Consider the following 12149-nt stretch of genomic DNA (forward strand, 5'->3'; position numbering starts at 1 on the left):
GATGTTAAGAAGGGCGGCCGCAACGGCAGCCCGGAGAGTGAGTCTGACAAACAGTCTCCGTCCGGCGATTCGGCCGGTAAAGAAAAGGATTCCGGCGGGACCGATTCGTCTCCCGACAAGTAGCAACCCAACCCACGCGGCGTGCCGCAACGATCCGAAGCGCATAGCGAAGCCCTTGACCAGTTCATCCTGCTCTGGGGTGAAATGGCCTCGGCCTGGGGCATCAACCGCACCATGGCCCAGATCCACGCCCTCCTCTACGCCGAGTCGGAACCCCTGGATACCGACGCCATCATGGAGAAGCTTGACATCAGCCGGGGCAACGCCAACATGAACCTGCGCAACCTGGTGCAGTGGCAGCTGATCCACAAGACACATTTCAAGGGCAGCCGTAAAGACTACTACACCGCTGAGAAGGAGGTGCTCTCCATCATCGCCACCATCGCCCGGGAGCGCCAGCAGCGGGAGGTGGCCCCCATACGGAAGAACCTGGAGGAGTGCCTGGCCCATTTCGAGGCGGACGCCACTGAGACGGAGGAGGAAAAGGCCTTCCAGGAGCGCATCGAGAATTTCATCGAGTTTCTCGAGATGTTCGAGCGCTTCACATCCGCACTGCTCCCCTATATAAACCGGCGAAACCTGAAATTCCTGAAGCAGCTGGTCAAGCTGGCTGAAATGAAGCAGTCGGTGTCCGACGCCATGCCCGGCGGCGGCAAGGGCGATCACGGAGACTCCGCGGACGGGGAAGACACCGGGTCATGAGCGGGAGTACGCGCGACATCGGAAACCGCGGTGAAGATCTGGCCGCCGCCTACCTCGAATCAAAAGGATGGACCATTCTCGATCGCAACTACTTCTTCCAGCGATCGGAAGTGGACATCGTGGCCTACGACGGCACCCTGATCGTGTTCGTGGAGGTTAAATACCGCAGCGGGACGCGCCGGGGATACCCGGAGGAGTCCATATCCAAAAAGAAGATCGCCCATATCTACAAGGCGGCCGAAGCGTGGATCTACGAGCGCAGGATGGACGGCTCGCCTGTGCGCCTGGACGTAGTCACCATTGTGCAGGAAGGCGGCAAGGCGCCCGACATACGCCATTACGAGAATGCCATGCACCTGGATCTCTGATCCCGGCCCCTTCACAGCGGCTCCGCTTGAGAAAGGGTGCCCCGGCGGCGGAGGTTGTATCTTAGCAGTAAATTGCGCTATTTTGTGGCATTGAACGTCAACACTCACGCGGTCCCCTGCGCACGATGAACTGGCAGCTTCTGAATCCCCTGCGATGGCGCAAATCTTTCCTGGCGCTGGTTCTCGGCGGCTTCGTCCTCATCTGGTTTACCTTCCTCGACACCTACAGCCTATGGACCCGCTACCAGCTCCACCAGCAAAAGCAGGAGCTCAGGGAGCGCACCCGGCAACTCGAGCGGGAATCGGCCGAACTCCGCACCAAAATCGAGAGATTGGAGACCGACTCCGCCCTGCTTGAGCGCATCGCCCGCGAGGAATACGGCATGAAAAAAGAGGGTGAAACGGTCTATAAAGTAAAAGACCGCTGATCCCGCGCCCCCTTCTGCTGAAAATGGCCCGCATTTATACTTTATTGGGAACGTCTGCGGTTATTAAAACGCACCCTCCGCGCGGTCTGCAAATATCAGAGATGGCCCCTCAATTCACATATCGTCGCCGCTCCCCATGGAAGCGGAAGACCCGATCCATCTTCCTGCACATCCCCGATGGATACTGGGGCGTATGCAGACGCTCGGCAACGGTGTTGGCGATGGTACTGCTGGCAATTGGCTGCGCGCTGCTCCCGGCCGGCTCCGTCGTAGCCCAGGTTACAGGGGCAGACTCCACCCTCACCGGCGACCTGCTGCGTGCCGGTACCGACTCCCTCGCCTCCGATACCCTGCAGACCCGCCGCCCGACAGAGCCCGCCGGCACGGGAGCGCCCGACCAGGCGGAGGTCACCTTCCAGGCCAGTGACTCCCTGATCTTCCATTTTCGGGGAGATCGCAGAGGCACCCTGTTCGGTAACGCGCAAGTCAGCCACGAGTCGGGCGACCTCACGGCGGGACGCATCTCCATGAACCTCGACAGTTCCCTGGTCAGCGCCGCTGCTCTATCGCCCGGCGACACCCTCTCCCAGCCGGTGCTGCAGCGTGGGGAGGATCGCATCCGCAGCGAGCAGATATCGTTCAATTACCAGACCGAAAAGGGGCGTTTTGAGGTGGCAAGGGTGCAAATACCGCAGGGGGCCATCACTGGCACCCGTGTGAAGAACACCAGTCCCGAGGTGTTCTTCCTGGAAGACGCCATCTACTCGACCTGCACGCTTGATCACCCGCACTATTATATAAAAATGGACCGGGGAAAGGTGGTGAACGAGGAGGAAATATTTTTCACCAATGCGCGGCTCTACCTGCTGGACATTCCCTATCCGCTGGTTTTCCCCTTCGGCTACCTCCCTGCGCAAATCGACCAGCGTCAGTCGGGGCTGCTGGAACCTACCTACGCCTACCAGAACCGGCAGGGCCGGGGCATCGGGCTGCAGAACCTGGGCTGGTTCCAGCACATCAACGAGCACCTGACGGCGCGGGCGTCGGTGGACATCTTTACTTCGGGCACCTTTTTCCTGAATACCCAGGCAAACTACGCCGACCGCGGCAACTTCAGCGGCTCGGTACAGGTGGGCTATTCGAGGGAGCGTGGGCTGGAGGCCACTGACCCCGACTTTTCTGTAAATACTCAGAAGCGCCTTAATATCCAGCACAACCAGGACTTCTCCCCCTACGCCAGCATGACGGCCAACATCGACCTGCGTACGGCCGACTACCACCGGCGCAACTCCTACAACATTGATCAGCGGGCGGAGACCAGCACCAGTTCCGGCATCAGCTACCGATACAACGATCCCGGCGACCTCTACAATTTCAACCTGTCTGCGCGCCACAACCGAAATTTCCAGACCAATGTTACACGCCTTTCGGGTCCCACCGCCCGCTTCAGTCTCAAGCGGCTCTCCCCCTTCGCCTCCGACGGGCAGCAGGGGGATCCAGGGCGGTCACCCTTCTACGAGCACATTTCGGTCAAGTATGACAACACCCTAAGCTCGAATTTCAACTTTACTCCCCTCCGGGGCGACAGTGCGCGCATCGGCTGGTTCGATGCCCTAGCCGATCCCGCCAAGTACCGGGAGGCCACGGGCAACTTCAACCACTACCAGTTCGCTTTCCGGCAGAGCGGCGACCTCACCTTCGGACAGCTCATTCCCAGCCGCTTCGTTAACCTGACCGCCAACGGCAGCTACAACGAATACTGGTATCCCTCTTCCATCCGCAAGGAGTGGGACCCCGACTCGGCGCGCGTGGTCAAACGCCAGGTACGCGGTTTCAGCACGGCCCGCGACTTCAGCCTGGGTGGAAACCTGTCGACCACTCTCTACGGCTTCTGGAACCAGAAGATCGGTAACCTGCAGAGCTTCCGCCACACCCTTCGCCCCTCCCTCTCGTTCACCTACCGGCCCGATTTCAGCCGGGAATTCTGGGGCTATTACCGCACCGTACAAACCGACAGCCTCGGATCCACTCAGCGCTACTCCATTTACGAGAACGAGGTCTTCCAGGGCCCCCGTCCCGGGGAGCAGCAGTCCATCGGCATCAACATCGACAACACCTTTGAAGCGCGCAAGGTGCGGCGCGACTCGACGGGGGAGGAGAGCACGGAGACGCTGCGCATTATCGACCGTTTCAATCTGTCCACCAGCTACAACCTGGCCGCCGACAGTCTCAAACTCAACAACCTGAGCGCCAATTTCAGCTCCCGGGTGATCGAGGGACTCAACCTGAGCGCATCCGCCCAATTCAACTTTTACCAGCGTGACAGTACGGGGCGCAAGATGGACCGCTTCCTGCTGGCAGAGTCAGGGAAGGCGGCCGAGCTGGTCAATTTCAGTATCAACGCCAGCACCTCCTTCCGCGGGGGTTCCGGCGGCGGGGTGCAGGTGGACGGCACCCCCTATTACCCGGCCACCTACGATCCCCTCAACCAATCCCTATTCGGCTCCATGGATCCCCGCTTCAACAGCCGTCCCGTACAACCCATTCGTTCGCCCTGGTCGGTATCGTTAAATTTTCGGTACAACTGGACCCTCAACCCTGGTGGGGAGGCGCGCAAATCGGCCAGCCTTAATGCCCAGAACATCCAGTTCCAGCTCACGCCCAAATGGAGCTTCAGCACGCGCGCGGGCTACGACTTCATCCGCAAGGAGTTTACCCCCTCTGAATTCTCCCTTACGCGGCAGCTGCACTGCTGGAACCTCTCCTTCAATATGAATCCCTTCGGGGATTTCAAATACTACTTCTTCAAGCTGAGTGTAAACAGCAGCCAGATCCAGGGCATCCTGCAGAAACTGCCGCTGCTCAACAACCTGGAGCGCAGCTCCAGTCCCACAGGCCGCTCCCCGCAGGGTTACTAGGGGGGGGCTACCCGCCGCGCAGCTCCAGCTGACGCGCCACATACTTGCCCAGGATATCGAATTCCAGATTGAGCTGGTCGCCCTCCGAACGGGTATGCAGGTTGGTGTGCTCCCAGGTGTAGGGTATGACGGCCACGGTAAAGCGCTCCTCTTCCAGGCGGGCCACCGTGAGGCTGATCCCGTCCACGCAGATGCTGCCCCGTCCCACCAGCAATCCCCGGTTCTCGCCCGGGTAGGAGATCGAAAGCAGACGGTCATTCCCGCGGCGGGAGATGTCCTTCAGCGTGCCGGTGGCATCGACGTGCCCCTGCACCATATGCCCGTCCAGCAGCTGTCCGGGACGCATGGCCGGCTCCAGGTTGACCGGGTGGCCCGCCTCCAGAGATCCGATGTTGGTCTTACGTAGCGTTTCGGGCACGCTCTGCACGCTAAATAGCTCGCCCTCGCCAGCGGTAACGGTGTGGCAGACCCCGTTGAGACAAACGCTCTGGTCTACCGACAGGGAGGCGGCCAGCTTGCAGCGGACTGTGATTTCACGTCCCTCCCCCTGGGAGAGTACCTCCTCTACGATGCCTACTTCCTTGACAATTCCAGTAAACATGAGTGAGAGTCAAATTTCTTGTTGGCAAATGTGTCCCGGCTGCGCGATCAGAGCCAGGCGGTCAGCAGCATGTCCTGATCTACCGGCTCCCAGGTGTGGCGGCGGAAGCGCCGGATCTCCGACATGCGATCGATGCCCAGTCCCAGAACCGATCGCGTACCGCCTCCCAGAATTTTGGGTGCGATAAAACAGCGAAGCTGATCCACCAGCCCGCGACGCAGCAGGGCTGAGGCCAGTCCGCTTCCGGCCTCCACCAGCACGGAGGTAATCTCCTCGCGTCCCAGCGCCCGGAATGCATCCTCCAGGTCGGTGTGCCCCTCCCTGCTATCCACCAGCAGGGTTTCCCCTCGGAAATAGTCGGAGGTGAGCATATTGAGCATGGGATCGGCCTCCTGCTCGTACTTCTTCCGGTTGTGGGTGACCCGTATGGTCTTCTCCTCGTACTGGTCAGAGAACAGGTTCAGCTCCTCCGGAAGCTCCAGGGGGCCGTCGATGACCACGCGGCGGGGCTGGCGGCCATCCACATGGCGAACGGTGAGGCGCGGGTTGTCAAGCAGCGCGGTATTGCGTCCCACCATCACGGCGTCGTACCGGCTTCTCCAACGGTGCACCAGTCGCCTGGACGCCTCCCCGGTAATCCACTCGGAGTCGCCATCCGGGGCCGCAATATAGCCGTCGGCCGTCTGTGCAATCTTCAGGGTAACAAAAGGGCGGTGGGTGGTCTGGTAGTGCAGCCACCACTCATTGAGGGCCTCCGCCTCCTCCTGCAGAAGTCCCACCTCCACGTCCATGCCCGCCTTGCGCAGCCGGGTCAGTCCCTTGCCCTGCACCTTGGGGGTGGGGTCCTCCATAGCCACCACCACACGGCGAAAGGGGCGCTCGGCCAGACGCTCTGCGCAGGGCGGGGTCTGCCCGTGATGGGCGCAGGGTTCGAGGGTTACGTAGAGAGTGGCGTCTTCCAGCAGGCCGGGTTCGGGTACCTTCTCCAAGGCGTTGATCTCGGCGTGGGCCTCCCCGTAACGCTCATGGTAGCCCTGGGCTATCTTGCGTCCGTCGGCAGAGACAATTACGCAGCCCACCATTGGATTGGGTGAGACGTAGCCCGCCCCGCGTTCGGCGATCTCAAGGGCGAGACCCATCCATTTGCGGTCAGCTTCTGAAAAACGGTCGTCGTTCACCGCGGCTCCGGTTGGTGCGGATCAGCTCTGCTGCAGGACCCGCGAGCGATTGTCCTGAATGTCAGCGTTCTCACGCAGCTGTTCCAGCCACACCTGCATGAAAGAGGCGCTCTTCTGCTGGCGAAGCTGTTGGCGAATTTGCTCGCGCATTGCGTCAGTCAAGCTGGCCGGGTCGGCCTGGTTTCGAGTGTCCACCCGCAACACAAAGACGGCATTGTTGCCGCGAACCACCCCGGACAGGGAGCCTTCCTCCATACCTATGGCCGCACCCACCACGCCGGGCTCGCGCCCCGCGCCGGGGATGGTGACGCTGTTCATGGTCAGGCCCTCCGCGGTGGAAATTTCGCGCCCGGCGCTTTCGGCCAGGCCTTCCAGGGAGCCGCCGAGCATGCCGCTGACCCTTTCGGCCATCATGTCACGGCGTTTCTGGTTGACCACAGCAGTGCGGATCTGCTCACGCACCTCCTCAAAGGGACGCGGGCCGGCGGGAATGATCTCCTCCACCTGTATGACGACAAATTGGTTGCTCAGCTCCAGGGGCTCGGAAATCTGTCCTTCGCTGGCGCCCTCCAGAAAGCTCAGTATCTGCTGGCTCTGCCCGATGCCTGCCACAAAGGTGTTACCGCTGGTAGCTGTGGCCTGGCGCAGATTAAGCTCCCTGCGCTCGGCTTCGGCCTGAAAGCCGTCTTCCTGGGCGAAGAAACTGAAGTCATCGGCCTGCTCGGCACGCTCGTCGATGGTATTAATGGGATCAGCGGTAATGTCGAAGGAGAGGACCACGAACTGAACCTCTTCAGCCGTCTCGTCCAGTTTCTTGATGAGGTGCGCGCGCCCGTCGTCACGGATTACCTCGCTGACTTCGCCGTTCTCCATCTCAGTTACCCGCTGGAAAATCTCGCGTACGTCTCCCTTGGCCACGTACTCGTTGTTGTAGGGCGTGGTAGACTGGTAGCGGTTCAGAAAGAGAGAGTCGTCTTCGGCCTGGGCGAAGTCCTCGCGCAGGTTGGAAAGTTCGCGGTAGGTTCGTGCGGTGTCCTGGGCCGTGGGCGTCTTGTCAAAACTGGCGTAACGAAATTCGTAGGATTCGTTTCGGTGGTAGGCATCCTGGTTGTCCTGGTAGTAATCCCTCAGCTCCTGCTCTGACACGCCGATCTCCTCTTCGGAGATATCGGCGTAGGGGAATCGCACATAGGAGATATCGGCGCTGCTGTTGTTACGCACGTACCGGCGCTCCACTTCGTGGGAGCTGACCACCATGCCCGACTGCATAAAGCTGGTCATCTTCTGCTGGCGGCGTTTCTGGCGCAACTGCTGCTCGATGGCGATCCAAACCTCCGAGTTTTCGGGGGAGTTGATGGCATTCTGAAGGGCGGTGCGGTCGATGGTGCCATCCTCGCCGCCGAACTGCTGGCGGATAAAGGGATCAGGATTCTCGCCCGTAATCATGTTCACCACCTCCTGGTCGGTGACGGTAATGCCCAACTGGTCCATTTTCTGCTCGAGAAGCTTGCGCGTCACGAGGTCGTCCCAGGCCTGTTCTTCGTAGCTGGCACGCTGTTCGGCGTTCATGGAGTTGCCGGTCTGCTGCGAATACTGCCGTGAGTAGCTGTTGATCAGATTGTTGTACTCCTCGTAGCTGACAGCCTCGCCGTTAACCGACCCAAGAGAACGGGGACCGGCCTGAATGGCGTCGAAAAACTGGGTGTCGGCCAGTACCCATAGAATGCCGAAGGAAAAAATAAGCACCCAGAGAATAACCCCCGTGCTCTCCCTCATCTTTGCCATGACTCCCAAAAACATAAAAAACCTCGTGTAGCGCGTTTACGGTTAGGTGTAAAGAGTTAACGGGCGCGCGGCACCCACAACATATCACAAGCCTGTAAATATACAAGAAGCCTCCGCTAAGAGCAATGCGTGCGAGGGTCGGGAAGCTCCGGCTGATGGGCTGCCTAGAAGACCTCGATCAGGCGCATGTGCTTGAGATAGCGTCCGGGATCCTCGTTGATGTTGCGGACCAGGGTGCGGAGTTCGGCCGAGAGCTGTTCCAGGTTGTCGTAAAGGGTGGGATCGTTGACCAGCCTGCCCAGGGTGCCCTCGCCGCTGTTAATGCGCCCGAGCAGGGTGTTGAGCTGACGGTTGGTCTCGCCCAGGTCGCTGCTGAGTGCCTCCAGTTCGCGCACCGAACGGTTCATGCCACGCAGCAGGCTGTCTATTTCGGTGCTGTTGTCCGCAGCTATGGTATCCATGGATGCCATGAAGCGGCTTGCACTCTCCACCGTACGTTCCAGGTCGCTGCGCTTATTTTCGATGAGCCCTGAGAGCTCGTGCAGGGCGGTCTCCACATGGGACAGGGAGGCGCGCAGTCGGCCGCGGTTGGTACTGTCAACCGCGCTGTTGGCCTGTTCCAGAAAAAGGTTAAGCTTCTCGAAGGATTGCGAGACATCCGCGCTCAGCTTTTCCCCCTCATTGGCCAGAGTCTCCATCATCCCGCCCCGGTAAACCCCTTGTATGCGCCCCCCGTTGGGTATGCTATTCCCTCTGTCACCCCGCTCGATGAGAATGACCTTTTCGTCAAGCAGTCCCGAGGACTCCAGGTAGGCCACCGAACCTTCGGGGATTTCAATTCCCGTATTGAAATTCATGGATACACGGACGCTGTCGTCCGGATCCAGCTCGATCTTTTTCACCGAGCCCACCTTCACCCCGTTAATGTAGACGTAGTTTCCACTTGAGAGCCCGTCCACCTTCTGAAAATGTGAATAGAGCACCATGGAGTTTCGGAATACGGGCAGGTCGCTCATCATCCGGAAACCGACGAAGGCGACGGCGACGGAAAGAAGGATGGTAAGGGCTACCTTGAGTTCGTTGCTTAGGTTTTTCAAATCGTTGGTCTCTAGGATTCAGATGGTATATTCGCTGGCCGTAATGAACTCCATCAACTCACGGTTGTCGCTGCGGCGCATCTCCTCCAGCCTGCCGTGCCAGGCCAGCCGCTGGTCGTTGAGGAAAGCCACCCGGTCGGCAATGTTCAATACGCTGTGAATATCGTGGGTCACTACTATGGAGGTGATATTCAGATCGTCCGCCAGGGAGATGATAAGCTGGTTGATCTCCTCGGAAGTTTGCGGATCGAGCCCGGAAGTGGGTTCGTCATAGATCAGGTAGTCGGGCTGCTGGATGGTGGCCCGTGCCAGGGCCACCCGGCGCTTCATGCCACCGGACAGCTCGGAGAGCGATTTGGACCCGGCGTCGGCCAGGTTAACGCGCTCCAGTGCGTAGTTGACCTTTTCGGCGATCTCCCCCTCTCCCAGGTCAGTGAAGTAGCGCAGGGGAAAGGCGATGTTTTCGAAAGTATTGATGGAGTCGAAGAGGGCCGAGCCCTGGAACAGCACTCCGAATCGCTGGCGTATCTTTCGCAGTGGAATATACCCCAGCTCAAAGACGTTTTCCCCGTCTATGATCACCTCCCCCGCATCGGGATAGATCAGGGCGTTAAAGTGCTTGACGAGCACCGATTTGCCGCAGCCCGAACGGCCGATGATGGCCACAGTCTCCCCATCCTCAATCTCGAAACTTACGTCTCTCCAGACGAGGTTGCTGCCGAAGCTTTTGGTAAGGTTGCGTATTTCGATCATGGGATTTCGATTACAATACGATGGCGGCCAACGCAAAATCAGCCAGCAGTACGTAGATGCAGCTCAGCACCGTGGCCTGGGTGGTTCCCGTCCCTACGCCCTCGGCGCCGCCGCCGGCATAGTAGCCCTTGAAGCAGGAGACGGAGGTGATGACAAAGCCGAAAACGAATGCTTTCAGCAATCCGAAGGATACGTCCCACGGGTAGAAGAATTCCCGGGCGCCCTGCATAAACTCCGCCGCCGGCAGCGCTCCCGAAACCATGCCCGCGATCAGTCCCCCGAGCACCCCGGACACGGAGGCCACGATATAGAGTATGGGAAACATGACAAGGCCTGCCGTCACGCGGGGCAGCACCAGGAAGGAGACGGAGTTAAATCCCATGGATTCCAGGGCGTCGATCTGTTCGCTCACCCTCATGGTGCCCAGCTCGGTGGCAATACGCGCACCCACCTTCCCGGCCAGTACGAGGCTGGTGATCACCGCCGCAAGCTCGATAAGTATGGACTCGGAGGTAATGGCCCCGATCACCGAACGCGGGATAAAGGCGATCTCAAGCTGGTAGGCTGTCTGAAGCGTCATTACGGCCCCGGTGAAGACCCCGGTGAGCAAGACGATGGGCACCGATTCGTAGCCTATCTTGATCAGCTCGCTAAGCAGATTACTTTTGTAGGATCTGACCTCGAGGAGGGATCGGAAAGCTTTGTAAAGAAGCAAGCCGTATTTACCGACTTGGTTGAGCGCATCCATAATGATCGGGCGGTTACTTTATAAGTGGAAACTATTAAATTTCAGGGTGGATGTCATTTCAAGAGGTATTTTTTTCGCCTATATTAATGGTTGCGATCCAAAATACGTCGACCGGCCCATGCTAGGATTCAACCGCGTTACGTTCTGCAGCACGATGACGTTTCGTACCGGCATGGCCTCCGCCGTCCTGATCGCCAATTTCCTGCCGGGTTCCACAGGCTTCCCCTTCGCGGATAGCCTCGCCGCCCACCCGACTGCTCGTTGAAAGCCAACGGTTCAGGAACCGTGGCATGCAAAACGACCGAAACGCGCACCCATGATACGATATCTCACCGCCGGCGAATCACACGGCCCCTCCATCACCGGTATCGTGGAGGGCCTGCCCTCCGGACTTCCCATCAGCGAAGACGAACTCGCACAGCACTTGGCACGACGTCAGAAGGGCTACGGGCGGGGGGGACGCATGGCATTCGAGAAGGACCGTGCGGAGATATCTTCCGGTGTACGCTTCGGCAAGACCACCGGTGCGCCGGTGGCCATGAGCCTGCCCAACCGGGCCTATGAGAAGGACGATTCCGACTGGCCCACCGTGCTCAGTAAGGAGGGCGACGGGGAGGATGTAGAGCCCGTCACCGTGCCGCGGCCGGGCCATGCCGACCTGATCGGGGTACAGAAGTACCGCTATAACGACATCCGACCCGCCATTGAGCGTTCCAGCGCGCGGGAGACCGCCATGCGGGTGGCCTGTTGCACCACCGCACGCCTGCTGCTCCGGCATTTCGGCATCGAGATAGGGGGACACGTGATCCGCATTGGCGGCAACGGCTACGAAAAACCATGGGAGGACGTGCGAGCGCGCACCGAAGAACTCATCGGGCAGGGCGCTGAGGCGCTTTTCCGCGCCGCAGACGAGTCGCCGGTCCGCTGTCTGGACGAGGAGCTGACCCAAAAAATGCGCGACGAAATCATTAAACGCCGCAAGGAGGGCAGCTCTCTCGGGGGACACTGGGAGGTGGTAGTCACCGGCCTGCCTGCCGGACTTGGAAGCTTCATGCACTGGGACCGCAAGCTGGAGGGACAGATCGCCCAGGCCGTCATGGGCACGCAGGCCATGAAAGGCGTGGAGATCGGGCTCGGCTTCGAGGCCGGCCGCCGTCACGGGCAGGTGGTGCACGACGAAATTACCCATGAGAAGGGTGAGTTCCGGCGCAGGACCAATCGCCTGGGCGGTTTCGAAGGCGGCGTGACCACCGGCATGCCGCTGATCATCCGCGGTGTGATGAAACCTATACCCACCATGCTCACGCCCATCCGGACCGTGGACATTGAATCCAGGCAGGAGACCGACACGCGCTACGAACGTTCGGACGTCTGTGCCCTGCCGCGTGCCGTCGTGGTGGTGGAGAGTGTCATCGCCCCCGCCATCGCCAATGCATTCCTGGAAAAGTACGGGGGCGACTCGGTGGATGAGATAGCCGGACGCTACCCCCCGGCCGGGCGCGGATGACCGT

12 protein-coding genes are annotated in these 12149 nt (G+C 59.9%); 6 read left to right on the forward strand and 6 right to left on the reverse strand.

Annotated elements, in window-relative coordinates; translation table 11 throughout:
• The first annotated feature begins 141 nt into the window (after nt 1-141).
• From U5K31_07180 to U5K31_07195, 4 genes are all read left to right on the forward strand, one after another.
• On the forward strand, nt 142-762 hold the full coding sequence (locus U5K31_07180; protein MDZ7772505.1) for a hypothetical protein: 621 nt from the start codon (nt 142-144) through the stop codon (nt 760-762).
• Nucleotides 759-1130, forward strand: coding sequence for a YraN family protein (locus U5K31_07185; GenBank protein MDZ7772506.1), 372 nt, complete (start codon nt 759-761; stop codon nt 1128-1130). Before U5K31_07180 ends, U5K31_07185 begins: the two co-directional genes overlap by 4 nt.
• Nucleotides 1131-1255: 125 nt before the next feature.
• Nucleotides 1256-1558 (forward strand): septum formation initiator family protein, encoded by a 303-nt coding sequence (locus U5K31_07190; protein ID MDZ7772507.1) that lies wholly within the window; start codon nt 1256-1258, stop codon nt 1556-1558.
• Between the two features lie 221 nt (nt 1559-1779).
• A complete protein-coding gene (locus tag U5K31_07195) occupies nt 1780-4476 on the forward strand; it encodes a putative LPS assembly protein LptD (GenBank protein ID MDZ7772508.1) in 2697 nt (898 codons plus the stop codon).
• A 7-nt stretch (nt 4477-4483) separates the two neighbouring features.
• On the opposite strand, the gene U5K31_07200 is transcribed toward U5K31_07195, so the two are convergent.
• The 6 genes from U5K31_07200 to U5K31_07225 all read right to left on the reverse strand — a co-directional run bounded on the left by U5K31_07200 (nt 4484) and on the right by U5K31_07225 (nt 10638).
• The gene (locus U5K31_07200; GenBank protein MDZ7772509.1) at nt 4484-5077 is read right to left on the reverse strand and encodes a riboflavin synthase; all 594 of its coding nucleotides are present in this window, start codon (nt 5075-5077) and stop codon (nt 4484-4486) included.
• 47 nt (nt 5078-5124) lie between these two features.
• Nucleotides 5125-6255 (reverse strand): bifunctional diaminohydroxyphosphoribosylaminopyrimidine deaminase/5-amino-6-(5-phosphoribosylamino)uracil reductase RibD, encoded by a 1131-nt coding sequence (ribD, locus tag U5K31_07205; GenBank protein MDZ7772510.1) that lies wholly within the window; start codon nt 6253-6255, stop codon nt 5125-5127.
• 21 nt (nt 6256-6276) lie between these two features.
• Nucleotides 6277-8040 carry a SurA N-terminal domain-containing protein gene (locus U5K31_07210; protein ID MDZ7772511.1) on the reverse strand — a complete coding sequence of 588 codons (1764 nt, stop codon included), beginning with the start codon at nt 8038-8040 and terminating at the stop codon, nt 6277-6279.
• A 164-nt stretch (nt 8041-8204) separates the two neighbouring features.
• A complete protein-coding gene (locus tag U5K31_07215) occupies nt 8205-9137 on the reverse strand; it encodes an MlaD family protein (protein MDZ7772512.1) in 933 nt (310 codons plus the stop codon).
• Nucleotides 9138-9155: 18 nt separating this feature from the next.
• Nucleotides 9156-9890, reverse strand: coding sequence for an ATP-binding cassette domain-containing protein (locus U5K31_07220; GenBank protein ID MDZ7772513.1), 735 nt, complete (start codon nt 9888-9890; stop codon nt 9156-9158).
• Nucleotides 9891-9900: 10 nt separating this feature from the next.
• Nucleotides 9901-10638 (reverse strand): ABC transporter permease, encoded by a 738-nt coding sequence (locus tag U5K31_07225; protein ID MDZ7772514.1) that lies wholly within the window; start codon nt 10636-10638, stop codon nt 9901-9903.
• On the opposite strand from U5K31_07225, the gene U5K31_07230 reads away from it, so the two are divergent.
• Nucleotides 10625-10903: a hypothetical protein gene (locus U5K31_07230; protein ID MDZ7772515.1), complete on the forward strand. Its 279-nt coding sequence runs from the start codon at nt 10625-10627 to the stop codon at nt 10901-10903. The genes U5K31_07225 and U5K31_07230 overlap by 14 nt on opposite strands.
• Nucleotides 10904-10954: 51 nt before the next feature.
• Nucleotides 10955-12145, forward strand: a complete 1191-nt coding sequence (aroC, locus tag U5K31_07235) for a chorismate synthase (protein MDZ7772516.1) — start codon at nt 10955-10957, stop codon at nt 12143-12145.
• The last annotated feature ends 4 nt before the right edge of the window (nt 12146-12149 follow it).

The organism is Balneolaceae bacterium (genome assembly GCA_034521445.1).
Lineage (GTDB): Bacteria > Bacteroidota > Rhodothermia > Balneolales > Balneolaceae > JAXHMM01.